This window comes from Komagataeibacter sp. FNDCF1, from assembly GCF_021295335.1.
Classification (GTDB): Bacteria; Pseudomonadota; Alphaproteobacteria; order Acetobacterales; family Acetobacteraceae; genus Komagataeibacter.
Map to the genome: position 1 here is coordinate 3390001 of NZ_JAIWOT010000001.1, position 25994 is coordinate 3415994.

The 25994-nt window shown below is 60.3% G+C and carries 15 protein-coding genes, 1 tRNA gene, 2 rRNA genes and 2 pseudogenes (1 of these 20 running past the window's edge); 16 read left to right on the forward strand and 4 right to left on the reverse strand.

What is annotated here, in order from left to right; all coding sequences use genetic code 11:
• The 3 genes from LDL32_RS15910 to LDL32_RS15920 form a co-directional block, all read left to right on the forward strand.
• A 23S ribosomal RNA gene (locus tag LDL32_RS15910) occupies window positions 1-1173 on the forward strand; it begins 1568 nt to the left of the window's first position.
• A gap of 110 nt (window positions 1174-1283) precedes the next feature.
• Window positions 1284-1399: ribosomal RNA gene (gene rrf / locus LDL32_RS15915) — 5S ribosomal RNA — on the forward strand.
• Window positions 1400-1420: 21 nt separating this feature from the next.
• A tRNA-Met gene (locus LDL32_RS15920) sits at window positions 1421-1497 on the forward strand.
• A 774-nt stretch (window positions 1498-2271) separates the two neighbouring features.
• On the opposite strand, the gene LDL32_RS15925 is transcribed toward LDL32_RS15920, so the two are convergent.
• Window positions 2272-2892 carry a sterol desaturase family protein gene (locus tag LDL32_RS15925; RefSeq protein WP_233068425.1) on the reverse strand — a complete coding sequence of 207 codons (621 nt, stop codon included), beginning with the start codon at window positions 2890-2892 and terminating at the stop codon, window positions 2272-2274.
• 577 nt (window positions 2893-3469) lie between these two features.
• Between LDL32_RS15925 and LDL32_RS15930 the strand changes: the two genes are divergently transcribed.
• From LDL32_RS15930 to LDL32_RS15940, 3 genes are read left to right on the forward strand one after another with little or no spacing between them, the layout of a single operon-like run.
• Entirely contained in the window at window positions 3470-4945 is a 1476-nt protein-coding gene (locus LDL32_RS15930) for a beta-3-deoxy-D-manno-oct-2-ulosonic acid transferase (protein ID WP_233068428.1), read from the forward strand.
• A gap of 2 nt (window positions 4946-4947) precedes the next feature.
• Complete coding sequence (locus tag LDL32_RS15935; RefSeq protein WP_233068429.1) at window positions 4948-6243, forward strand: capsule biosynthesis protein; 1296 nt, start codon at window positions 4948-4950, stop codon at window positions 6241-6243.
• Window positions 6244-6285: 42 nt separating this feature from the next.
• Window positions 6286-7533, forward strand: a complete 1248-nt coding sequence (locus LDL32_RS15940) for a glycosyltransferase family 1 protein (RefSeq protein ID WP_233068431.1) — start codon at window positions 6286-6288, stop codon at window positions 7531-7533.
• Window positions 7534-8096: 563 nt separating this feature from the next.
• Here the strand turns inward: LDL32_RS15940 and LDL32_RS15945 are convergent.
• Window positions 8097-8321: a hypothetical protein gene (locus tag LDL32_RS15945; RefSeq protein WP_233069004.1), complete on the reverse strand. Its 225-nt coding sequence runs from the start codon at window positions 8319-8321 to the stop codon at window positions 8097-8099.
• Between LDL32_RS15945 and bcsA the strand changes: the two are divergent.
• The 3 genes and pseudogenes from bcsA to LDL32_RS15960 all read left to right on the forward strand — a co-directional run.
• A pseudogene (bcsA, locus tag LDL32_RS15950) lies at window positions 8224-10317 on the forward strand (UDP-forming cellulose synthase catalytic subunit); the annotation flags it as partial. The gene LDL32_RS15945 and the pseudogene bcsA sit on opposite strands and share 98 nt — an antisense overlap.
• Window positions 10318-10399: 82 nt before the next feature.
• Window positions 10400-11466, forward strand: a protein-coding gene (locus LDL32_RS15955; protein ID WP_233064331.1) for an IS630 family transposase whose coding sequence is annotated in 2 segments (ribosomal slippage) — window positions 10400-10886 and window positions 10886-11466 — 1068 coding nt in all. Because the reading frame shifts where the segments join, the coding sequence is not laid out codon by codon here.
• A 70-nt stretch (window positions 11467-11536) separates the two neighbouring features.
• A pseudogene (locus LDL32_RS15960) lies at window positions 11537-13954 on the forward strand (cellulose biosynthesis cyclic di-GMP-binding regulatory protein BcsB); the annotation flags it as partial.
• Between the two features lie 152 nt (window positions 13955-14106).
• On the opposite strand, the gene LDL32_RS15965 reads toward LDL32_RS15960, so the two are convergent.
• Window positions 14107-14937: an IS5 family transposase gene (locus tag LDL32_RS15965; RefSeq protein ID WP_233043143.1), complete on the reverse strand. Its 831-nt coding sequence runs from the start codon at window positions 14935-14937 to the stop codon at window positions 14107-14109.
• Window positions 14938-14997: 60 nt separating this feature from the next.
• Here LDL32_RS15965 and LDL32_RS15970 point away from each other — a divergent pair, with 60 nt between their 5' ends.
• The 5 genes from LDL32_RS15970 (at window position 14998) to msrQ (ending at window position 22756) form a co-directional block, all read left to right on the forward strand.
• Complete coding sequence (locus LDL32_RS15970) at window positions 14998-15663, forward strand: SGNH/GDSL hydrolase family protein (RefSeq protein ID WP_370636781.1); 666 nt, start codon at window positions 14998-15000, stop codon at window positions 15661-15663.
• Between the two features lie 42 nt (window positions 15664-15705).
• Window positions 15706-16866, forward strand: a complete 1161-nt coding sequence (locus tag LDL32_RS15975) for an acyltransferase (RefSeq protein WP_233068433.1) — start codon at window positions 15706-15708, stop codon at window positions 16864-16866.
• A 7-nt stretch (window positions 16867-16873) separates the two neighbouring features.
• Entirely contained in the window at window positions 16874-20815 is a 3942-nt protein-coding gene (locus tag LDL32_RS15980; protein WP_233068435.1) for a cellulose biosynthesis protein BcsC, read from the forward strand.
• Between the two features lie 358 nt (window positions 20816-21173).
• Window positions 21174-22118: a protein-methionine-sulfoxide reductase catalytic subunit MsrP gene (gene msrP / locus LDL32_RS15985; protein WP_233068438.1), complete on the forward strand. Its 945-nt coding sequence runs from the start codon at window positions 21174-21176 to the stop codon at window positions 22116-22118.
• 2 nt (window positions 22119-22120) lie between these two features.
• Entirely contained in the window at window positions 22121-22756 is a 636-nt protein-coding gene (gene msrQ, locus LDL32_RS15990; RefSeq protein WP_233068439.1) for a protein-methionine-sulfoxide reductase heme-binding subunit MsrQ, read from the forward strand.
• Window positions 22757-22791: 35 nt separating this feature from the next.
• Here msrQ and LDL32_RS15995 read toward each other — a convergent pair whose 3' ends face one another.
• A complete protein-coding gene (locus LDL32_RS15995) occupies window positions 22792-23751 on the reverse strand; it encodes a helix-turn-helix domain-containing protein (protein ID WP_233068441.1) in 960 nt (319 codons plus the stop codon).
• Window positions 23752-23968: 217 nt separating this feature from the next.
• On the opposite strand from LDL32_RS15995, the gene LDL32_RS16000 reads away from it, so the two are divergent.
• Window positions 23969-24934 carry a thiamine pyrophosphate-dependent dehydrogenase E1 component subunit alpha gene (locus LDL32_RS16000; RefSeq protein WP_233068443.1) on the forward strand — a complete coding sequence of 322 codons (966 nt, stop codon included), beginning with the start codon at window positions 23969-23971 and terminating at the stop codon, window positions 24932-24934.
• 30 nt (window positions 24935-24964) lie between these two features.
• Window positions 24965-25993 (forward strand): alpha-ketoacid dehydrogenase subunit beta, encoded by a 1029-nt coding sequence (locus LDL32_RS16005; RefSeq protein WP_233068445.1) that lies wholly within the window; start codon window positions 24965-24967, stop codon window positions 25991-25993.
• Window position 25994: the final 1 nt, after the last annotated feature.

Genomic DNA, 25994 nt, shown 5'->3' on the forward strand with positions numbered 1-25994 from the left:
TAACTTCGGGATAAGCAAGACCCGTCAGTGGGCAACCATCGGCGGGTGGCACAGACCAGGGGGTAGCGACTGTTTAGTAAAAACACAGGGCTGTGCGAAGTCGAGAGACGACGTATACGGCCTGACGCCTGCCCGGTGCCGGAAGGTTAAGAGGAGGTGTGCAAGCACTGAATTGAAGCCCCGGTAAACGGCGGCCGTAACTATAACGGTCCTAAGGTAGCGAAATTCCTTGTCGGGTAAGTTCCGACCTGCACGAATGGCGTAACGACTTCCCCGCTGTCTCCAGCATCGGCTCAGCGAAATTGAATTCCCCGTGAAGATGCGGGGTACCCGCGGTCAGACGGAAAGACCCTATGAACCTTTACTGCAGCTTTGCAGTGGCATCAGAGACATTCTGTGTAGGATAGGTGGGAGGCTTTGAAACCGGGGCGCCAGTTCCGGTGGAGCCATCCTTGAAATACCACCCTGACTGTTTCTGATGTCTAACCGAGGCCTGTTAGCCAGGTCCGGGACCCTGCATGGTGGGCAGTTTGACTGGGGCGGTCGCCTCCCAAAGTGTAACGGAGGCGCGCGATGGTGGGCTCAGGCCGGTCGGAAACCGGCTGTCGAGTGCAATGGCATAAGCCCGCCTGACTGTGAGAGTGACAGCTCGATCAGAGACGAAAGTCGGCCATAGTGATCCGGTGGTCCCGCGTGGAAGGGCCATCGCTCAACGGATAAAAGGTACTCTAGGGATAACAGGCTGATCTCCCCCAAGAGTCCACATCGACGGGGAGGTTTGGCACCTCGATGTCGGCTCATCACATCCTGGGGCTGGAGCAGGTCCCAAGGGTTCGGCTGTTCGCCGATTAAAGTGGTACGTGAGCTGGGTTTAGAACGTCGTGAGACAGTTCGGTCCCTATCTGCCGTGGGTGTTGGAGACTTGAGAGGATTTGTCCCTAGTACGAGAGGACCGGGATGAACATACCTCTGGTGCACCGGTTGTCGCGCCAGCGGCACAGCCGGGTAGCTAAGTGTGGACGGGATAACCGCTGAAAGCATCTAAGCGGGAAACCCACCTCAAAACAAGGTCTCCCCAAGGGCCGTGATAGACCATCACGTCAATAGGCCAGGTGTGGAAGCGCAGTAATGCGTGCAGCTAACTGGTCCTAATCGCCCAATAGGCTCATTCCATAGCCCCCTTGAAAGGGCAACACACATGCACAGCAGTCATCCACTCTCAACACATGACAAAAAACACCAACCCATCCACATCCCCTCCCCATACCGGGGAGACTGGATGACCTGGTGGCAATGGCGGGGAATGATCCACCCGATCCCATCCCGAACTCGGCCGTGAAATGCCCCAGCGCCCATGATACTGTGCCTCAAGGCACGGGAAAGTCGGTCGCCGCCAGGTCTTCCAGTCTCCCCAAACAAACGCGGGGTGGAGCAGCCCGGTAGCTCGTCAGGCTCATAACCTGAAGGCCGCAGGTTCAAATCCTGCCCCCGCAACCAAAACTTATCCAATATCATCAGCATGTTAAGCCGTCCTCAAGGGCGGCTTTCTGCGTTTGGGATATACGCGCAGGATGCAAAGAAATATTGATGTGCGGTTTTATAACGACCTATCGCGCATGAGTTCGCTACCGGATCAACAACCTGTTCCCGCCCATACAACACTGGAAACTGCAGCATGGCGCAGGTCAGTCAGTTGGCAGCGCGTAATCGGCGGCGGTCTGACGGCCTGCTTTGAAGCTATATGGAATCCGCGTTGCAGAAGGGGCCAGCCCATCAGTGGCCGGACGGTCCGGCATGCGCCCGGGTAGAAAGCTTGGCTGATCGGCGCGCACCGTTTCCACCAGAGAACGAAAACACGCCCCCCAATCTGCCTGCCGATATATCTCATCCCCCAAGCTATTGGCCGCTGCGATCAAACTCCGCTGGGTTTGCGAACAGGCGCATAAGCAACGCAAGGAGGAACCGGGTTTCGATCACTTTGAGGGATGATCATGGACATACCTGTCCCGGCGCGTCCTGATGTTCATGATGACCCACGTCTTGTCCCGCTTCCAGCTACCTTACGGCAGCAGGGCAGAAAAAAAGTCACTGGCCTCCTTCCAGAGGCCAGTCTGCCAGCAATGCGACAGGCTATTTCTGATTACATCCTGCGATCACCCATCGGGAAGGCTGGCACTGTGGAAACTTTTTGTTCCAGCCTGCAAAACCGTATTTTGTCAGAGTAGTAATGGTCAGATGGAAATCCACGACTACTGCGCCGCATGGTGAAACTTATTTTGTCTTTGCGTCTGTTTTAAAAATATTATCAATAAATATACCGGTAATGGCATAATTCGCGTTATGGTCTTTATAATGGTGTTTGATGTGATGGGCTTTTAATTTCTTCAGCCATTTTGATTTCATAGGAAATTGATGGCATGAATAATGCACGATATCATAGCCAATATACCCACATATGAAACCGGTGGCGGCAGCGCTTCCGTTCCCTTTTCCCATGAACCAGACGCATCCGGCCCATATCAGTCCACCTAAAGGCAGGGATACGCTCAGGGGCATCAGATTGCGCAGTGGATGGTTCGGCTGCTCATGGTGATTGCCGTGAATGAGGAACACCATCGCTTTCACGAATACCGATGTCCCCTTCAGATGAAAGAGGAAGCGGTGCAGCAGGTACTCCGTCGGAAACCAGACAATCCAGCCGATCAGGAAACAGGCGGCAGAACCCGTTATCGAAGACGCATGGCGGAGCGCATAGAAAAGCGCGGCAAACACGATCACACCCCATATGGCCAGAAACATGGGGAAAGACAAAAGTGTCATGCGCTCAAAAACAGGATTTTTGAACAACCGGATCGGCATATTATCGGTTTCGTTCCTGCCTACCCGCCGCATGTAAGACGTCCTTGAAGTTGAATTGTGGTAATTGCACTGTGCCTTTTACTATTTGGCAGCTTTTATGAAGATGCCACATTTTCTATCATGAATCCTTGGCATAACCTACCACACAGTTTGCATGCCCCTGAATTGAGACGTGGGCACGGCATTCTTAATACACGATTATCCGGAACGCTAGCCAAATGCCTCTGCCGGATTGCACTTGACCCATGCTCCGCAGGGCGATGGTGCTGCCCATTCCGAAGGTCTGTCAGACCGGTGGAAAAAAAGATGGAGATGCATTAGGAACGGTTCCGAATATAGAGAGGAAACCGGATTGGCCTGCCCTAACCTGTTTCGTGCCCCGCCATTTCATGAAGTACGGCCGCCCCGCCTTGCCATACCATGCTTCCGGGCGGTTTCCTCCGCCATGGGTGACAGAACGGCCTGGCTGCAACACGCGGTCACGACCTGGCGGATAGGTGGGACTTTCTGGGCTCCGGCATGTCAATTGCATGGCTCATTTCCCGTTCTGGTGTGCGGTTCTGGTACGCAGGGTACAACATCCCGTGCCCTGATGCAGTTGCTTCAACACATGCTGCAAAAGTACAAGAATACCGATATTGTGCTCTTTCATCCTTCCAGGCATGGGCGGGTTGCAGCATTTGCGCGGCGACACAATATCCGCCATTTCTCCGCCCCGCTGGATCCGCATGTCCTGCTTGACCACGTCGAACAGGTTCATGAAGTCGGCAACGGAGATCTCGGGGCGCTGGCAGCCCTGCGCGGGCTTAAGGTCCTGCGCCATTCATCGCAGGGACATGGCCGGCCGCTTCCGCTGGAGGGAGAGGCCGTGGCACGCGCACTGCTATCGGACTGGGTCTATGTCGACCCATTTGATAAAACTTTAACTGATATTCATAATATAATAGAAATACTGACGCTATGGCGGCAGGTGATTGATGAAAACCGGCAGATCGGGGCATGTGTCGGCATGTCCCTGTGGAAACGGCGCAGGATTACGGATTTTCTTGCAACCCCTCCAGCCGGTCTTCGTTTTGCACGCTCTGGCCGGCGGGCGCTGAAGCTGTGCCGGGGGGATGGATCAGCAATCGCAATGTGGGCCACGCGCGTACCGCCCGGACTGGAAGAAAAGGCAAGCAGGGAAAATATTCCCCTATGGCGCGTGGAAGATGGATTTGTCCGGTCAGTTGGCCTGGGAAGCGGCCTGCAGGTCCCCGCATCCATTATTCTTGACAAGAAGGGGATATATTACGACCCCACCCAGCCCAGCGATCTTGAACATATCCTGGCAACGGCCCGCTTCGACCCGGCACTGCGTCAGCGGGCGCGTGCCCTACGGCATTATCTTGTCCACAAGGGAATTACAAAATATGGCAGGGCCGACCAGTCAGGCATGGCGGAATGGAATAACGCGGGACGCCGTACCATCCTCGTGCCGGGTCAGGTGAGTGATGACCAGTCCGTACTGCGTGGTGGCGGCCGGATCCGTGGCAACCTTGAACTGCTGATGGAGGTAAGATGCCATAATCCGGATGCTTTCATCATTTACAGGCCACATCCGGATGTTACATCAGGTCACCGTTCCGGGACATTGCGTGACGAGGACGTGCTGGCCTATGCCGACCATGTCAGTTATGGCGGTGCGATCACGGCGCTGATGGCACATGTGGACGAGATCCATACCCTGACATCCCTTGCCGGTTTCGAAGGTCTGTTGCGTGGGATCACGGTTGTCACCTATGGGGGGCCGTTCTATGCCGGCTGGGGCCTGACCCGGGACATGGGGGACGTGCCATGGGCCAGACGCGGACGCATGTTGCATATTGAGGAGCTTGTGGCAGGAGCCCTAATTCTTTACCCACGATACCTTGATCCACTGACTCGATTGCCCTGTGAGGCTGAAGTTCTTGTTAATCGTTTTGAAGAGCCGGCTTTGTGGCGTCCGACCCCGCTCATGCGCGCCAAGTTGGCGTATGGAAGGGTGAAGGTCATGGTATCGCAACATATCCGTCGGGGTGAACGGACCTGCAGGAGCCGCAGTAAATAATCATGGTACAAAACATGCAGGTACCTGCGCGGGAATCCCGCAAATTCCTTCTGTTCCAAGGATTGATGGGGCCTTTTTTCCGCCGGGTGGGCATTGCCCTGCGCAAGGCCGGATATGAAGTCTACAAGATCAACTTCAACGGGGGGGACCAGCTTTTCTGGCGCCTGCCCAACGGGTTGAATTTCACAGGCTCCAGTGCACAGTGGCCCGATTTCGTGCGCAAGGTCATTCGTGACCACGGCATTACGGATGTCATGCTGTTTGGTGACTGCCGGCCGCTGCATCGCGTGGCCATCAGCATCTGCCATGAAATGCAGGTCCGGGTCTATGTGTTCGAAGAAGGGTATATCCGCCCCGACTGGGTCACGCTGGAACTGGATGGCGTCAATGGCTATTCCCAGCTGCCCCGTGATCCGGAATGGTATGTGGAACGCGCGGCCCAGCTGCCGCCGCTTGCGCCGCATGTGCGCGTGCCGTCTTCCTTCCGGCGGCGGGCGCTGGAGGCTGTTGCCTATAACGCGGCGGATATCCTGACACGGTGGTATTTCAGCCACTGGAATGATTACCGTCCCTGGCATCCGTGGATAGAGGGGATAGGCTGGCTCAGGCGCCTTAAAAACCGTGAGGCCGCCGAGGACAGGACCAGAGCCACGATGGCCGAGGTCAGGGACAGGGCGCTGCCCTACATGCTTTTCCCGCTCCAGCTTGATGCGGATGCGCAGATCCGGCTGCACTCCGAATTCAAGGGCAACGAGGGGGCGATCGATTACGTACTCCAGTCCTTTGCCCGGCATGCGCCGCCTGACCTGTACCTGCTGGTAAAAGAGCATCCACTGGACAATGGCGTAAAGGACTGGCGCAAGCTGGTCATGCGCATTGCCCGGAAATATGGGGTCCAGGAACGGGTCCGGTATCTGGAATGCGGGGATATCGCCCTGCTGGTCAGGGAGGCGCGCGGGGTCGTGACCATCAACAGCACGACAGGTACCCTTGCCCTTGCATCCGGTGTGCCGGTCATTACGCTGGGGCAGGCGATTTACGACATTCCGGGAATTACCTATCAGAAGAATCTGAATGATTTCTGGTGCAATCCGCCGCCACCGGATGAAAAGATCTTCAATGCATTCCGCAGGGTGCTGATCGACCGCTGCCTGATTGAAGGCGGCTTTTTCTCGGAAGAAGGGCTGAGCCTGCTGGTGCGGGGCACGTTAAACCGTATCCAGTCCCCGGCACGTTCGAAGGATGGAGCGAGCTTTGTCACGTCGCAGCTGGAACGCCTGCAGGCCGTAAAGCGGTAAGCAGCCCCGCCTCCCTTGAAATGTAACAGGAACGTCTGCCGCATGTCCCCGCGTATCTTCATGGATCTGTCACGTCTGGTTGCGCGGGCGGGGGTACCTGTTCCTACGGGCATAGACCGGGTCGAGTATGAATATGCCCGGTATCTTCTGGCGCATGCGGCGCATCGGACCACTTTCGTTGTTTTCCATCCGGCAGGCCGGATCGGTGAAATTCCGTTTGAAGAGGCGCAGGATTTCATCACACGTACAGGTCAGGCATGGGAGGGGGCGGGGGGGCTCTCGTCCAGCCTGCGCTGGCAGGGGCGGCGCATGACATGGCAGGCGCTGAAGGCGGCGGATGCCGGGGCAAGCCCGTCCTCGCCCGGGATGTACCTGAATGTGTCGCACCATCATCTGACCCGCCCCCGGGCCATCGGGAATTTTCTGCATCGCTATGGTGTCGTTTTCATCTCCATGGTGCATGATCTCATCCCCATAGAATTCCCGGAATATGGGCGACCGGGGGAAAAGGAAAAGCATCTACTCAGGATGCGTACGGTCGCGCGACTGGGTGGCGGTGTCATTGTGCCTTCGCATGCGGTTGGCCGCTCCCTTGCGCCCTATCTGCAGCATCGCCCGGCCAGCGCGCATGTGGCGGTTGTGCCCCATGGCGTGCATCTGGGTGAGACCGTTCCTGAACGGAGTGTTTTCCAGAAGGACCTGATGCAGCGCGGGCGGCCGTATTTTGTCTGTCTGGGCACCATAGAGCCGCGCAAGAATCACCTTCTCCTGCTTCATGCCTGGCGCACAATGGCTGAGGACATGGGCTCGGATGTGCCCCAGCTGGTCATTGTGGGCAAGCGTGGGTGGGAAAATGAAAATGTGGTCGACATGCTGGAGCGGTGTCCGGCCCTGCGCGATTGCGTGCATGAATGCCAGGGACTGACCGACCCCGAAGTGGCCGCACTGCTGCAGGATGCAGCCGCCCTTCTGTTCCCGTCCTTCAGCGAAGGCTTCGGCCTGCCGCTGGCCGAGGCGCTGGTGCTGGATGTGCCGGTCATATGCAGTGACATTCCGGTTTTTCACGAATTTGCCGGTAGTGACGTATCCTATATCGATCCCACCGATGGTCCGGCATGGGAACGCGCCATCCGTGCGGTCTGTAAGGGCAATGTCCCGGCGGGCGATGGTCACTTCCGGGCACCCGATCTGTTCCAGTGGCCTGAACAGGTCTGCAAGGGATTGCGGGCAGCGGATGACATGATTGAAAACTACGCGCTTTCCGGTCTGATGCCTGGGTGGAAGACCTGATTGTATTCAGCACATCCAAATAAAAATACCAATCTGGGGCTGGTCGCAATATCAAGGCTGAGTCTTTAGTGAAACAGGAATATATTCCGTAAATTGTTACGATTTAGACATAAAATTATTTTTTGGAAATGATGAGGCATCAGGCAGGTATATGAAAGCAGCATCATGGTCACGATTATAAATAAAAAATACATAATCAATAAGATTAAATAAAAATAAACATCAATAACGTAAAAAAATAATTTCGCAAAAATAATAATTATTTATTTATAAATAAACTAAATTACCTAAAATATATTACCTGAAATAATGAATTATTTATGAAATATGTATGCAGGACTATAAATCTATTTCATATAACCTGATCTCAATAACCAGATTGCAGCATGAAAAATGCATTAATCGGGCGGACTTTCTTTCTTGACAAGCTGTTGAGGGAAAATTAACACTTCGTCGCTCATTCGCAGCATTAAGGCAATAAAGTGGCGTAATTGCGCTGAAATTATGTGGAAAGCAGGTCGGGCAAGCGGCTGTATGCTGACCTGGCGGGTTTGTGCGCCCGCTTATTCGCAATGCCGTTGTCCGGGGATTTCAGTCGTTTCGTGCGCGCTTTCTGTCACGTGGATTTGTGACCCCGCACCGAACGGACGTCCAATTTTTTTTGAGGTGTAGGCGTAGCTGACGGTGAGTATGGCGAAGTTGATGGCGGCGCGGATTGCCGAATTCATGGAACGAGCCGGTGCCGGCCGGGTGCCGTCATGGGTGCCCATCGTCACGGGCGTCGCCATGATGGGGTTCGTGGCTTCGGTGGCCCTGCTGCCGGACGTGCAGGGGCTGATTTCAATCGGCACCGTAACGCTTCTGCTTGTGCTCAACCGCATCAAGGGGCGCGGCATCACCATTTTCCTCATGATGCTGTCGCTGCTGGTCTCCATGCGCTACGTCGTATGGCGGCTGACCTCGACGCTGGAATTCCACGGGTGGATACAGTCCGTCCTGTCGGTCATGCTTCTGCTGGCCGAGGTCTATGCCCTTGTTACCCTGTGCCTGAGTTATTTCCAGATGGCATGGCCACTCCGGCGCAAGGAGCATCCCCTGCCCGAGGACACCTCCACCTGGCCGGAAGTGGATATCTATGTCCCTTCCTATAATGAAGAACTGTCCCTTGTCCGCTCAACCGTGCTGGGCGCGCTGGAACTGGACTGGCCGGAAGACAAGCTCAATGTCTACATCCTTGATGACGGACGACGGGTGGCCTTCCGTGACTTCGCACTGGAGGCGGGGGCCGGCTATATCATCCGCGCGCAGAACAACCACGCGAAAGCAGGCAACCTCAATCACGCGCTGCAGATAACCGACGGCAAGTTCGCCGTCATCTTCGACTGTGACCATGTGCCCACCCGCGGCTTCCTGAAAAGGACCATCGGCTGGATGGTGGCCGATCCCAAGCTTGCCCTGCTCCAGACCCCGCACCATTTCTACGCGCCCGATCCCTTTCAGCGGAATCTGGTCTCGGGTGCGCATGTTCCTCCCGAGGGGAACATGTTCTACGGCCTGGTGCAGGATGGCAATGATTTCTGGGATGCCACCTTCTTCTGTGGCTCATGCGCGGTGATCCGCCGGTCTGCCGTGCTGGGCATTGGTGGTTTCGCAACCGAAACCGTGACGGAAGACGCGCATACCGCGCTCAAGATGCAGCGCAGGGGCTGGCGTACCGCCTACCTGCGTGAACCGCTGGCAGGGGGGCTGGCAACCGAGCGGCTGATCCTGCATATCGGCCAGCGCGTGCGCTGGGCGCGTGGCATGCTGCAGATCATGCGGCTGGACAATCCCCTGCTGGGGCACGGACTGCGGTGGGAGCAGCGGCTTTGCTACCTGTCGGCCATGTCGCACTTCCTGTTCGCCATCCCGCGCGTGACGTTCCTGATCTCGCCGCTGGCATACCTGTTCCTGGGGCAGAACATCATTGCGGCCTCACCGCTGGCGATCAGTGTGTACGCGCTGCCGCACATCTTCCATTCCATCCTGACCCTGTCGCGTATCGAGAGCCGCTGGCGGTACTCGTTCTGGAGCGAGATCTACGAGACATCACTTGCGCTGTTCCTGATCAGGATCACCATCGTGACGCTCCTGCAGCCCCACAAGGGCACGTTCAACGTGACGGACAAGGGCGGCCTGCTGGAAAAAAGCTATTTCGACCTGCATGCCGTCTATCCCAACATCATCCTTGCCCTCGTTCTGTTCGTGGCACTGGTGCGGGGCCTGTTTGGCATCATATGGCAGTTCCACGACAGGCTGGCGCTGCAGTCCTTCGTGCTCAATACCCTGTGGGTGGTCATAAGCCTCATCATTGTCCTGGCCTCCATCGCGGTGGGGCGTGAAACGCGCCAGACGCGTACCGCGCCCCGCATTGACGTGGCCCTGCCGGTCAGGATTACCGACGGGGCAGGCCGTAGCTTCGCCGCGCATACGCGCGATATCTCGCTTGGCGGGGTGGGGGTTGACCTTCACTGGCCTGCGGACGTGGCGCAGCCGGACGAAGTAATGGTGGAATACAAAAACGAGCGGGACGGAATTCATGCCACCGTACCTGCAAGGGTCCTGTCCATGGGCGAACGCTCCATGCGCCTGCAATGGGTGTTGCGCAATCTGGAAGACGAAAGCCAGGTCGTTGACATGGTTTTCGGCCGGAGTGATGCGTGGGCGAACTGGGCCGATTTCCCGCCTGACCGGCCGCTGCGCAGCATTGCCATGGTGTTCAGGAGCATTGGCGGCCTCTTTAATACCAAGGGCTATTGTCTCTGACTCATCTGTGAAGTGACGCGAAGGGCCTGTTCTGATTCTGTTGTGAGAGGGAGGATCGGGAATGGCTGGTGCGATTGCTTTACGGACGGATTATACGGCTTCTGCGTTACGACGTCTGGCTTCTCGTACGCGGGATGCGAATGTTGCACGGCGCCTTTTGTCTCTGGCTGCGGTGCGCGATGGTGCCAGCCGTGGCGAAGCGGCGCGGATCGGCGGCATGGACCGGCAAACCCTGCGGGACTGGGTGCACCGGTTCAATGCTACGGGGCCGGATGGTTTGCGGGACCAATGGCGCAACGGGTCGGTCTGCCGCCTGACAGCGGACCAACTGGCAGAATTATCGGCGCTGGTCACGACAGGGCCTGACCGTGCCCGGGACGGTGTGGTGCGCTGGCGTCGGGTCGATCTTCAGCGGGTCATCGAAGAGCGTTTTGGCGTCTCCTATCACGAACGCCATGTCTCCACCCTGCTGAAGCGGCTTGGGTTCAGCCACGTCAGCGCGCGTCCGCGTCACCCCGGACAGGATCCATCCGTCATGGACGCGTTTAAAAAAACTTCCCCACGATCCTGAGCGCCCACACCGGACATCTGCCCAAGGGCAGGCGGATTGAACTCTGGTTTCAGGACGAGGCCCGCATCGGGCAGAAGAACGGCCTTGTCCGACAATGGGCGCGGCGTGGCACCCGACCACGCCAGCCGGCCGACCAGCGCTACGAGAATGCCTGGCTGTTCGGGGCGATCTGCCCGGCACTTGGCAAGGCGGCAGGCCTGGTGCTGCCGTTTACCGGCACGGCCAGCATGCAACTGCATATCGAGGAAATCTCACGCTGCGTCGCACGCGGCGCCCATGCCGTCGTCCTGCTCGATCGTGCCGGCTGGCATACGACACCCAAACTCAGACTGCCGCGCAACGTCAGCCTGGTCTTCCTGCCGTCCCGCGCGCCCGAACTGAACCCGGTCGAGAATATCTGGCAGTTCCTCCGCGCCAACTGGCTGTCCAACACCGTGTTCAGTGGCATCGAACACATCATCGAAGCCGCATGCACCGCATGGAACAACCTCACCGCCCTGCCACAGACCATCCGATCCATCGGTCTCAGAAACTGGGCTCATATAGGTCAAAGGTGATAGCCCTTGGTATAAGTGGCAGACGCGCGAGCCCCCGCGCGGTGTGGTGGATACGGAAGGATCCGCCGCGCCTGCCGTGGAAGAAAAACTGGAGAAACAAAGCCTCGTGCTGAAACCTGTTCGACGCAGTGCCCGCAATGGCGCTGCCGCATCCGCTGCCCTTTTTGTAGCCCTGACAGCCTTTGGCCCGGTAGCGATGGCCCAGGTGCGCTCTCCCGCCGCACCAGGTTCCATAACGGACCAGACGGGGGTCAGCGCCGAAACCCCGTTCGGGGACAGTAATACCGGCATCGTGCCTGATGTGGCGGTGGCCATCGACCCGGCAGCAGCGGACCGTATCAGCGATACGGAAGTGACGCGCACCCTGTCGTTCCGTAATCTCGGGGCAACGACCGGCCCGCTGACCCTGCGCGGTTATTCCCCGCTGCAGGGGCTGGATGTGATCGTACCTGCCAACCGGGTGGTCACGCATGCAAAGCTGACCATTTCCGGTGCGCTGTCTCCCTCCCTGCTGCCCGAAGCCAGCGCCGTTACGGTAACGCTGAACGAACAGTATGTCGGTACGATCAAGGTCGACCCCGAACATCCCCAGTTCGGGCCGCTCAGCTTTGATATCGACCCGCTTTACTTCACCGGCGACAACAAGCTCAATTTCCATTTCGCGGGCGAATACCGGCGCGACTGCAACGACCTTTTCAACGAGATCCTGTGGGCGCGTATCTCCGACATGTCGCAGATCACGCTCACGACCGTGCGCATCGCGCCCGAACGCAAGCTCTCGCAGCTGCCCACGCCCTTCTTTGATCCCAACCTGCGTTCAACCCTGCGGGTTCCGGTCGTGCTGCCCGACGTTGCTTCGAAAGGCAGTCTCAAGGCCGCGGGGCTGGTGGCTTCGTGGTTCGGCAAGATTGCCGATTTCCGCAAGCTGTCCTTTCCCGTTTTCACGGCCATTCCCGCTTCGGGCAATGCGGTCGAGGTGGGGGAAAACCTGCCTGTTGACGATACGGGCACGCGACCGAGCGGTCCCATGCTGGCGGAAATTGCCAATCCCAATGACCGCTGGGGCACCATTCTGGTCGTAACCGGACGGAACGCGCAGGAAGTGCAGGCAGCAGCCCGCTCGCTTGTGTTCTCGTCCGATACGCTGGGCGGTGTCACCTCCAAGGTCGTGAATGACGTGACACTGGAGACGCGCCAGCCCTATGACGCGCCTGCTTTTGTTCCGACCGACCGCGTGGTGCGCTTTGGCGAGCTTGTCGGTGCGGCGGACCTGCAGGGCGGCGGCTTTACGCCCGCGGGCATGACGCTGCCGTTCCACCTGCCGCCCGATCTCTATACCTGGCGGGGTCGTCCCTATCTCATGGACATGTGGATCCGCGCGCCCGGCGGCCCGGTGGTCGATCTGGAAACGTCGCGCGTCGATGTCAGCCTGAACAACAACTACCTGCAAAGCTATACGCTGTCGCCGCCGGGGCTGTGGCAACGATGGTCGCAGCGCCTGGTGAACCTGCATGCCGGGGCGGTGGGGCACACCACGGCGCTGCCTACGTGGCTTCTGTTCGGCCAGAACCAGTTGCAGTTCAATTTTGATGCCCGGCCGATCGACCGTGGGGCCTGCCGCCGCACCCCCGGGGATATCCGCATGAGTGTGGATTCGGATTCGACGCTGGACTTCCGCCGTGGTTACCATTTTGCCGAACTGCCCAACCTGTCCTATTTCGCCGAGGCGGCCTTTCCCTTCTCCCGCATGGCCGACCTGTCAGAGACAACGGTGGTCCTGCCTGCGCGCCCCGATGCCGGGACGGCGGGCGCCTTTCTGGACCTGATGGGCTTTTTTGGCGCCTCGACATGGTATCCTGCCACCGGTGTGCAGATCATGACGGCAGATCAGGTCGGCTCGGCGCAGCCCCGGGGGGATATCGTCGTGCTGGGCACGACGGCGCAGATGGGGGAAGCTTCCGCCCTCCTGTCCCGCTCCTCCTACGTCATCAGGGACGGGCATATCCAGGTGGGTGAGCATATGGGGCTGCAGGGCATCTGGTACCTGTTTCAGGACCGCGACCATGCGGGTCTCAAGAACGGCGTGACGGCCAGGCTCAATGCCCCGATCGTGGAAGCGGGGCTGATGCTGGCAGCCCAGTCGCCCTATGACAGCGCGCGCTCGGTCGTCGCCTTTACGGGCGATACGCCGGAGCAGATCCATGATCTGGTCCTCAGCCTGCGCAACAGGACCGACCTGCCTTCGCTGCAGGGTGATCTGGTTATCAAGAATGGCAGCCATTTTACCAGCTACCGCACGTCGCCCACCTATACGGTCGGTTCCCTGCCGATATGGGTGCGTATCGACTGGTACCTGACCCATCACCCCTTCGCCCTTTACCTGACCGGCCTGCTTGGTGCGGGTCTGGCATCACTGGGTGTATGGGGATGGTTGCGTGGGTGGTCGCGCAAGCGTATCGAAAATGACGACCTGACTGGTGAATTATGATAAAGGGAAGAAATTGAAAAAACCCACGTATTGATGGAAATCAAAATAGTCAGGATAAGCGGTTTATGTCTGATTTCCATTTGTAGAATAAATGATTTACATTATGGATAGGTAATTCATGAACGCTCTTCTTGCAGGTCTTACTGTCTGAATCAAAAAGCGACCTGATTGATTTTCCGCAGCACTCTGCGGATATGAGCGATCATAAGCCAAGCTTCAGATGAGGAGATTGTGGCTTCGACGTCCCTGGTGAGGCGGCGGCAACGTCCCAGCCAGGCGAAGCTGCGCTCGACGATCCAGCGCTTTGGCAGGACGACGAAGCCCTTGACCTGATCGGAGCGCTTGATGATCTCGATCGTCCACTGTCCGATTTGCGCCAACCCGTTTCGTAGCTTCTCACCGGCATAGCCGCCGTCGGCGATCAGGTGCCGCAACCAGGGGAACAGCGAACGGATCCGGGCTGCAACCATCAATGCCCCGTCACGATCCTGGATGTCGGCGGGATGTACGACGGCAGTCATGATATGACCCAGCGTGTCGGTGGCGATATGCCGCTTGCGTCCCTTGATTTTCTTGCCCGCGTCATAACCGCGAGGGCCGCCATTTTCAGCCGTTTTAACCGATTGGCTGTCGATAATGCCCACCGAAGGCGTGGCATCACGCCCGTCCTGCTCTCGCGACAGGATCACGAGAATATGGTTCATGGCTTCCCATCGTCCCTCGCGGATCCAACGGTAGAAATAGCCCTGCACGGTCGTGAAGGGAGGGAAGTGCCGGGGCAATTGGCGCCATTGGCAGCCGGTCGTAACAATGTACAGGATCGCCTCCATGACACGACGCAAATCGGTGCGCCGTGGCCTGCCCAGTCGCTTTCTCTCGGGCATCAGCGGCGCTATCAACGCCCATTCCCTGTCCCGCAGGTCGCTTGCATACTCCAGGTCGTCCCGGCGATACTGCGCACGGGTGATTTCAGTCCAGGCCATTTTGATCTCATCAGGTTGTCACAAACCCATGAATCATAACCTACTGAAATCACTCAACTCATTTTCGGTCAGACACTTACATTACTGATTATCGGTGATAGTCATGTAACTTTCAAAGACTCCCTTCTTTCTGTTCTGCCAGATGAATTTACCCGGCAGGGGGCAAAGGTCGTGGCTTACGGTGTCTGTTCCTCCACCGCGGCGGACTGGGTTGTTCCCAATCCCAATAACGGGTGCGGTGCCGCGCAACGCATTGACGATGCGCCAATCGGCGCACCCGACATGAAGCCTGCCGCGCCCCCGCCCATCAAGGACCTGATCGAGAAGTGGCATCCCGATGCCGTCATGGTCGTGCTGGGCGATACCATGGCGGCCTACGGTCAGAAGGCGATGTCTCCGAATTGGGTGGAGGAGCAGGTCCAGAGCCTTACCTACACGATCGGCAAGACCGCGTGCATCTGGGTCGGGCCGACCTGGGGGCAGTTCAGCCCACGTTATGGCAAGACCGACCAGCGGGCGGCGGAAATGGCGCAGTTCCTGAAAAATGAGGTGACGCCATGCACGTATATCGACGGCACGGCGCTGCTCCGGCAGGGCAGTGTCACGACGACGGATGGCATTCACGCCACCGCGCAGAGTTACCGGGACTGGGGCAATGCAATCGTGCAGGCTTCGCTGCCTGAACTGGAAAAGCTGAAGGCTGCCGCCCCCGTAGCGGGGCAATAGCCCTTTGTGCCGGATACGGGTGCCATGTGTGGAAATGTGTTGATGCCGCAGACAGAGCAGACCGTCCCGCGCGCCAGTTCGTGGCGGGACAGGATCAGGGAAGAGTTCTTCCCGCGCAATCGCCGGCGCGATATCGACGGCCTGCGCGGTCTTGCCATCACCTTTGTGGTTCTGTTCCATGCGGGGTGGCTGCAAGGCGGCTTTATCGGCGTTGATATCTTCGTGGTGATCTCTGGTTACCTGATGGGGCGTTCGGCGCTCATGCAGCATCCGTTCCAGCCGGTACGCTTCGTCTGCCGCAGGCTTTACCGCCTGCTGCCAGCGCTGACGGTCATGATCGCGGTGGTCTCGGCCAGCATGCTGTGGTGGGTGCTGCCGGGGGACCGGGCCGATATCGCGCTCAATGGCGCCTATGCCCTGACCTACCTGTCCAACATATGGGCATCCGGGCATGTCGGTTATTTCGAGGGGCAGAGCATTGCCTATCCGTTCCTGCATACATGGTCGCTTTCGCTCGAGATGCAGTTCTACGCGCTGGTCTTCATCATGGCGCTGCTGCTGCCGCTGACAAGGCACCGCAAGTTCGTGCTGTCCGCCATCTTCGCGCTATCGCTTGGTTACTGTCTGTTCAGTCATTTCAAGGGAGAGACGCAGGCTTATTACAATATATCTGATCGTATATGGCAGTTTTCACTGGGTACGCTGATCTGGATATTTCCGCGTCCGAACCTGTCCGTGCGGGCTGCCGGTCTCATCCATGCCATGGCCCTTATGGTGCTTGTCGGGGCGGGCCTGTTTTATACGCTGGCCTTCGCCTGTCCTTCCGGCATGATGGTTTTCCCCTGCGGGGCGGTGGCCGCCATCCTCATGCTGCCCGAAACATGGCTTGGCAGGCTGTGCCTGGTACCGCTCTCGCCACTGGGGGTCATGTCCTATTCGGTCTATCTCTGGCACTGGCCGGGCCTTGTCATTGCGAACTATCTCCTGCCCGCGCAGGTCTATGGGCTGACCATTGCGGCGGTGATGGGCATCGTGCTTGTGATCAGCCTGTTAAGTTACCTGTGCATTGAGCGTACCGGCCTGGATTATGAGGAGGCGGTCCCCGTTGTGGTACGCAATCGTGGCGCGGTCATGCTGGTGGGGGCAGGCATGATGCTTGCTGCAATCCTGTTCTATATTTCGTATGTATCCCGTGTTCATTAGGAAATACATGACACAAGAGTACTGTCCCGCCAGCGGGCCGCCTGATGCCCGGGCATGGCGGAACGCGCCTGCGGCATGGGTCATGATGTCCGTGCATGCATCATCGGATGCACAGCCTGCCCTGCGGCGGGCGACCGGGCTGAAGGTCATCTGTGGCATGATGGCCGGGATGATCCTGTCGGTTGATGCCGCACAGGCGGAACCGGCAACGGATACGGGCGCCACGCCCGCCAGTAACGGCACGCAGATGACCGTCACCCCGGAAACGGCGGCCAATGCCGCGATGCTCAACGCGCATCTGGCGCATGCTGCGGCCGTGCGGGAGCTGCTGCTGAACCAGGGGTATTACTGGCTGGGTCATCATAACCTGCCCAAGGCGCGCGAGACGATACAGCGTGTTCTTTCCATTGATCCGAATAATGATGAAGGTCTTTTCCTGCAGGGTCGGCTGCAACTGGCGGAAGGGCATGCGCATCTTGCTTCCGAGACGCTCAACAGGCTGATCAGCAATGGCGGGTCGCCCGGGCTGGTCGATGACCTGAAAGCCCAGATTGCGGTTGGCCAGATCGATCTGGCGGTGCTGGAGCAAGCCCGCGGCCTTGCCGCGTCGGGCAAGATGATGCCTGCCATGCTCAAATACAGGTCCCTGTTCAAGGATGGCGAGCCACCACCCGACCTGGCACTGGAATATTACAGCGTGCTGGGCGGCACGACCCTTGGTTACCAGGAAGCATGCACCAGGCTTGCCGCATGGGTGGCGCGCAACCCGCATGACCTGGATGCGAAACTCGCGCTGGACCGGGTCCTGACCTATCGCGATACCTCACGTGATGAGGGGCTGGACGGCCTGCGCAGGCTTGCCCGCTCCCAGGCCACGGCCGCGATCCGGGACAGCGCCATGAACGCATGGCGTGATGCGCTTTTGTGGGAGCCGGTCGTGGGTACCAGCATTCCACTATATGATGAATGGCTGGATCTGCATCCGGGCGATGCGGAAATCATTGAACGCCGCCACCAGGCAAACCAGGCGCAGGGCGCCATTGATGCCGGCAATTACCGTCTGCAGGGCTATGCGCTGCTCGCGCGCCACAACCTTGAGGGCGCGGCCCAGTTCTTCCACCGTGCGCTCGCCATTGATGCCCATGATGCCGATGCGCTGGGGGGCATGGGGCTGGTGGCGGGAGCGCGTCAGCAGATGGCCCTGGCCAGGCAGTATTTCCTGCAGGCCATACAGGTGGACCCGGAATCCGGCCCGCACTGGCGCGCGGTCATGAAGGCGATGGAATCGGGCGGCGGCATGGACCCGCTGGTCGCGCGTATCATACAGGCCATCAATTCCGGGCGTTATGACGCGGCACGGACGGACCTGGCAGTGCTGGGCCGCCGGGGCAACACGCTTACGCTGCTGTCGCTGCAGGGCATGCTGGAGCGCAGGCAGGGCCATCTGGCGGAAGCCGAGCGCCTTTACCGTGACATCCTGCATCGCGCGCCCGGCAATGTCGATGCGCTGTTCAATCTGGGCGGCATACTGATCGAAACCGGCCGTGCAACAGAAGCGCAGGAGATTATCGAGCACCTCAGGCATGTGCGGCCCGTCCTGGCGCAGCAACTGGAGGTTGCCGTGCTTTCGGCCCAGTCGGACCGGGCGCGAAATAATGACGAACGCCTTGCCTTGCTGAACCGTGCGCTGGCGCTGGCACCGAATGACCCGTGGGTCCGGCTCAAGCTGGCGCGCACCCTTGACGATATGGGCAACCACGCGCAGGCTCAGGCGATCATGGATGATGTGACCAGTGGGCGCACCGTTCCGGCCGATAACCTGCAGGCCGCGATCATCTATGCCATGGGTCGGCACGACATTGCCAAGGCCGAACAGTTCATGGCGCGCCTGCCCGCAAGCGGTCGCGGCCCCGGCATGGAGCGGGTTGCCGAGCAGATCGAGCTGATCCGCCGCATACAGGAACTCAATCGTCCGCCGCGTGCGCCCAATGCGCTGCTTGTCGCGCTGGCCGACCGGCCTGACCCCACGGGTGAGCGGGGCATGCGTATCGCAAATGCATTGCTGGACCGCCATGCCCCCGAGGAGGCACAGCAGGTGCTGGAAGCGGAAGAACGTCTGACCCAGCCCGCCCAGCCATCCCAGCTGCTGGCCTATGCGGGTGTATACCTGCGGTTGCAGTCCACGCTCGATACGGCCCGCTGTCTCAACGCCTTTGATGCCCTGGCCAGGGCCAGACCCAATGAGATGACGGTCGATCAGTACGCCCTGCGCAGCCAGATTGCGATCGGTCTTGCCGTGCTGACGGCAGACGGGTTCAACCGTTATGGCCAGACCGCGCAGGCCTATCAGGTACTGGCGCCGGTACTGCAGGCGCATCCCGATTCCGCCGAGGCCCATCTGGCCATGGGGCGCATATACCAGACCCGCAACATGGCCCGCCGCGCGCTGGAGGAGGACCAGATTGCCCTGCGTCTCAAGCCGCACGACATCTACGCCCTTGCCGCCGCCGCGCGTGATGCGGGCGGGCTGCACCAGATGGGGGCGGCCAGGGACTATTCCACCCGCCTGGCGCAGGAAGACCCCGATGGCCCGATGAGCTGGGAAGTCCGGTCCGATATCGAGCGCCTGGAGGGAAACACGCGCGGCCAGCTTGCCGATGTCGAACATGCGCGCCACGCTCAGTGCGCGCTTGATGGCGAAGGAACCTGCGGCGGGCATGAAAGCTTCCTGCCCGATTACCGCTGGCCGGAGATCGACAGCAACTACATCAACCTGCATGGCGCGACCCTGCCTGCAAGCTATCATTACATTCCCGAAGATGACGGGCCGGAGGCAATGGACCGCCAGATCGTCTATCTGCGTGATTCCGTATCACCCCAGATCGATGCGAATTCCTATGTCCGCAGCCGAACGGGTACCGCGGGGCTGGGCCAGCTGACCGAATTCGCCATTCCCATAACCGGCACGCTGCCGTTTGAATCATGGGAACACAGGCTGTCCTTCTCGATCGTGCCCACGCTGCTGTTTACGGGCAATCCGCTGGCCAATCCCTATTCCGCGCATGAATTCGGTACCTATGCCATCAATGGCGCGCTACCGGGTTCTTCCCATCATTATTATACGCAGGGCGTAGGGCTGAGCCTGAATTACGTCAATCACTGGTTCTCGGCCGATGTGGGGTCGTCACCGCTTGGCTTCCCCATCACCAATGTGGTGGGTGGGGTTGAATTCGCGCCACGCCTGACCCGCAACCTTGGCCTGCGGATCAGTGGTGGCCGACGCATGGTGACGGATAGCGAACTGTCCTATGCGGGTATGCGCGACCCCGGCACGGGCCGCGTATGGGGCGGGGTCACGCGCATGTTCGGCCATGGCGCGCTTGAATGGGGTGCGCCTACATGGAACCTGTATGCAGGTGGCGGCTTTGCCTATCTCAGCGGTACGCATGTCATTGACAATACGGAAGCGGAAGCCAGCGCGGGCGGGAGTGCCACGGTCTGGCAGATGAACGACCGGCAATGGCTGCGGGTCGGGCTGGATCTGATGTATTTCGGATACAAGCGAAATACGTATTCCTTTACATGGGGGCAGGGGGGTTACTTCTCGCCCCAGCAGTATTTCGGCGCCATGGTGCCGGTCGAGTGGTCGGGGCATGACAGGCGGTGGACGTGGTTCCTGCGCGGTGAGGCCGGTTTCCAGCATTATCACAGTAATGGCGCGCCCTATTACCCGACAGATTCCCGCCTTCAGGCACTCTCGGCATCGTCACCGCCCGATTATTATGGTGATGAGGGTGAAAGCGGCCTGGCGGGCAATGTGCGTGGCCGTATTGTCTACCAGTTCACCCATCGCCTGCGTGTGGGCATGGAAGGGGGCTACAGCCGGGCGGGTAACTGGTCGGAGACCAGTGGCATGTGGATGGCGCATTATACTTTTGATGGACAGTAATGTCATAAGGCATGCCTGACCGCACGGACCCGGTACCGTCGGGAAAGTGCATTGCATGAAAACATATGCGTAAGGTTTCCCGCCCGCATGCCGCGACCATGCAGGATCGCAATGGCAATGCCGTGCCGCCTGACTGAAACGTTGCCGGTGGCGGGGCACGGAGACCCGGAATGCCCGATAAAAGCGCCCTGGCTGTGCCCCGCCGGGCATCAGTCCGGCCGGGGCGGGAACATCGTGCAAAGCCATGACATGATCCGGGACGGACACGCGCGGGCGGATATCCCTCTGTCCGTGGGGCGACAGGTCGCGATGGCGTGCGTTAGTATCCTTTTACCCGGTCCCGAGCAGGAGGCATATCATGGCGCAGTGGTCCTATCCCCGGCCCCCGGCAGGCGAGATCACGCCACGTTCGGCGTGGCTTTCGCGCCGCCGGCTGCTGGCTGGCGCCGCCATGGGGGTGGCGGGCAGCCTTGTCGCGCCTGCTGGCGCCACAACATTGCAGACCCGTCCCGGCCCCTTTCAGGCCACGGAAAAGCCGACCCCGCTGTCGGATGTCACCCATTACAACAATTTCTATGAATTTGGCCTGGACAAGGGGGATCCCGCAGCCCTTTCCGCCGGTTTTGCCGCGCGGCCATGGACGCTTTCGGTCGAGGGACTGGTGGCCCATCCACGTGTATGGGACATCGACCAGCTTATCGCCGCCATGCCGATTGAGGAACGTCTCTACCGCATGCGCTGTGTCGAGGCATGGTCCATGGTCATCCCGTGGGATGGCTTTCCGCTTGCCAGCCTGCTGGCGCAGGCCGAACCGCTGAGCAGCGCGCGTTACGTGGCCTTTGAATCCATTGTACGGCCCGCGCAGATGCCCGGCCAGCGCGCGGGGCTTGATTCGCTGGAATGGCCCTATGTTGAGGGCCTGCGGCTGGATGAGGCGATGCACCCGCTGACCCTGCTGGCCGTGGGACTGTATGGGGAGATCCTGCCCAACCAGAATGGCGCACCGGTGCGGCTGGTGGTACCGTGGAAATACGGGTTCAAGGGCATCAAGTCGATCACCCGCATCCGGCTGGTGGAAAAACGGCCGCCCACCACATGGAACCGGATGAACGCGGATGAATACGGCTTCTTCGCCAACGTCAATCCCGAAGTGGACCATCCGCGCTGGAGCCAGGCATCGGAACGGGTCATTGGCGCGGGTGGCTTCTTTGGCGGGGCGCGCAGGAAAACCCAGATGTTCAACGGATATGGCGAACAGGTGGCGGCACTGTACGGCACCATGAACCTGCGGAGCAATTACTGAACATGCCCCGGCTTGCAGGCGCGGGGCGCAACCGCCAGCTTGTGCCGTGGCGGGGCGAGACATGGGTGCTGACGCTGGTGGGCCTGCTCCCGGCCATCATCTATTTCTGGTACGGCGCGCATGACGCGCTGGGGCCGGACCCGGTCAATGTATTCGAGCGGTGGCTGGGATTATGGGCGGTGCGTTTCCTGCTGGCCGCGCTGGCGGTCACACCGCTGCGGGCCCTGACCGGGCTGGGCCTGATGCGCTACCGGCGCATGCTCGGGCTGCTGGCCTTCTGGTATGCCTGCCTGCATGTGGGCGTGTATGTGGGACTGGACCAGCGCGGTGATATCGGTGTGCTGGTGCGGGATGTGACAACGCGCCCGTTTCTCATGATCGGTTTCGCGGCCTTCATGCTGCTGGTACCGCTGGCCGCCACGTCCACCAACGCGGCCATGCGCCGGCTGGGCAGGCGATGGGGCAGGCTGCACCGGCTGGTCTATGGTGTGGCGCTGCTTGTGGCCGTGCATTTCCTCATGGCGTTCAAGACCTATAATGCCACCAGCGTCACCTATGCCGGACTGCTGTGCGCCATGGTGGCGTGGCGTGTCCGGGCGGCATGGCGCAGGCCCCGGCCCGGGAAAGTGGTATCCTGAAGTCCGGCGGGTGAGGCCACAGGGCCGTTGCGGGATCAGGAAACGGAGCCTTGCGTGGCGGCCAGGTCGCGGATTTTGCGATGCAGGGTCGAACGGCTGACGCCCAGCATGCGGGCAGCTACCGCCACCTTGCCCCGCGCGCTGGCCAGCGCGGTCTGGATGGCCATGGCCTGGGCTTCCCGCAGGGGAGTGGCGGAATCGGGGGCTGTCGTGTCATTGAGCAGGCAGAGATTGACGTCCTGCGCCGGGGCAATGCCCATCTGCATGCGTGCGGCAAAGGTGGCGCCCACCACATGGCGCCCCCGGTCCAGCGCCACCATGGGTACGGAAGACCCGATGGCCGCCCCCAGCAGCATGATCGCATGGCCGCGGTAGCGGTCCATGAAGCAGGTCCGTTCGATCTGGCGGGCGGCCTGGAGCAGGGCGGAGGCAAGCAGTGCGCCCATGGTCCCCTCTGGCGTGGGGCGGAACGAACTGGCATTGAGCGATGCCGCCATCACGCCCGATGCATCGTAAACCGGGGTGGCGACACCGGCCAGCCCGTGCAGGCCGCTGCGCCAGTGCTGGTTGCGGTGCACGCTCACGCTGCGCTGTTCGGCCAGGCAGGTGCCAATGCCGTTGGTGCCCGCGTGGCGTTCATGCCATATGGCGCCGGGCCATAGATGCCACCGACGACAGCCGCGCCGTATGGGGTGTGCGGTACGGTGGTCCAGCACCACGCCTTCGGTATCGGCCAGCATGACCGTATAGCCCACGGGCTCCAGCGCCGCGTGCAGCAGGTCCATTTCCGGTGCGGCAAAATGCAGTACCCGCCCCGCACGCTGGCAGCACTGGCGCAGTTCGGCACCGGACAGCACGCTGGGCAGCACGGGGGCTGCCGGGTCCAGCCCGTACTCACGCTGGCAGCGCCGCCACGAAGCCTCCAGCCCGGTTCCGGCCGAGGGGATGGCCGCAATGGGCGGGACAGGGAACAGGAAACGGGAGCCATGCAGCATGCTGTTTCTTCAGATCCGCAATAATGGGGATGATGGCAGGTAAAGGGCGCCCACCTGTCGCAGTTTCGCGACACTTCGTACCATCCCTTTCACATGGACGTGAAACCTGTCTGCCGGCGTGTTGCTGGCAGGGTGGCAAAGCGTGTGTGCTGTCCCCGGCCCGCCGCATGCCCGTATGCATGAGGGGCGGAGGCAGAAAAGAACAGGGGAAACACCCATGCAAATAGCGCGTGAAACGCTGCTGCGCTCATACCGGGCGATGCGCACCATCCGCATGTTCGAAGAGCGGCTGCATGTTGAATTCGCAACCGGCGAGATACCGGGCTTCGTGCACCTGTACTGCGGCGAGGAAGCCTCGGCCGTGGGCGTGTGCGCCAACCTGACCGACAGCGACACCATCGCCAGCACCCATCGTGGTCATGGCCACTGCATTGCCAAGGGCGTGGGCGTGGCCGGCATGATGGCCGAGATCTATGGCCGCAGCACCGGCGTATGCCGGGGCAAGGGCGGGTCGATGCATATTGCCGACCTGACCTGCGGCATGCTGGGGGCCAACGGCATTGTGGGCGGTGGGCCACCGCTGATCTGTGGGGCCGCCCTGTCGCACAAGACGCTGGGCGATGGCGCGGTGGCCGTGGCCTTCTATGGTGATGGTGCTTCCAACGAAGGCACCACGCTGGAAAGCCTGAACCTTGCCAGCGTCTGGCAGCTGCCCGCCGTGTTCGTGGTGGAGGATAATGGCTATGGCGAGGCCACGGCCGCATCCTATGCCTGTGCCGGCACCCAGCAGGCACGCGCGGCGGCATTTGGCATGCCCTATATCGAGTGTGACGGCTCGGACTACTTTGCCGTGCATCAGGCGGCAGGCGAGGCGATTGCCCACGCACGCGGCGGCAACGGCCCGGCCATGCTGCATGTGCACCTGCAGCGCTGGTACGGCCATTTTGAAGGCGATGCCATGACCTATCGCGCCCCCAATGAGGTGGCCGAGGCCCGGCGCGACCATGACTGTCTCATGCTGTTCCGTGACCGCGTGACCCAGGCGGGCCTGTTCGAGGGCAGCGCACTGGATGAGGTGGATGCCGCCGTGGCGGATGAAATCGAGGCCGCCGTGATGCGCGCCAAGGATGACCCGCTGCCCCAGGCGCCCGACCTCATGGCCGATGTCTATGTCCGGTACTGAGCCGGCCCCGCAGCAGGAAGGAAACGTATAATGAGCAAGAAAAGCTTTCGGCAGGCAATCAATGAAGCCCTGCGGCAGGAAATGCGGCGTGACCCGACCGTCATCCTGATGGGGGAGGACGTGGCCGGTGGCCGTGGCGGTTCCGCCGGCGTTACCGATGCCTGGGGCGGTGTGCTGGGCGTGACCAAGGGGCTGTATGAGGAGTTTGGCGCAACCCGCGTGCTCGACACCCCCATTACCGAAGCCTCCTATATCGGGGCCGCGGCAGGGGCCGCCGTAACCGGCCTGCGCCCCGTGGCGGAACTGATGTTCGTGGACTTCGTGGGCTGCTGCCTTGACCAGATCATGAACCAGGCGGCCAAGTTCCGCTACATGTTTGGCGGCAAGGCGCGCACGCCGCTGGTGATCCGCGCCATGTACGGCGCGGGCTTCAATGCCGCCGCCCAGCACAGCCAGGCGCTGTACCCGCTGTTTACCCACATACCGGGGCTGAAGGTCGTCATCCCGTCCTCCCCCTATGAGGCAAAGGGCCTGCTGATCTCGGCCATACGTGATGATGACCCGGTCATCTTCCTTGAAAACAAGGTGATGTATGACGAGGAGGAGGAAGTGCCCGACGAGGCCTATACCATCCCCTTTGGCGAAGCGAACCTGACGCGTGAAGGCGATGACGTGACCATTGTCGCCTTCGGCCGCATGGTGGGGATGGCCAACCAGGCCGCCGACCGGCTGGAAAAAAAGGGGATCAGCTGCACGGTCATCGACCCGCGCACCACATCGCCCCTGGACCGCGACACGATTCTGGAATGTGTGGCCGATACCGGGCGGCTGGTGATTGTTGATGAATCCAGCCCGCGCTGCAACATGGCGACCGACATCGCGGCACTGGTGGCGGAGGAAGCGTTCGATACCCTGCGCGCGCCCATCCGCCGTGTGGTGCCGCCGCACACGCCCGTCCCCTTCGCCACGGTGCTCGAGAGCCTGTACATGCCCAATGTGGAGAAGATCGAGGCCGCCGTCACCGCCACCATGAACCATCGCGTTGCGGAGAAAGTCTGAC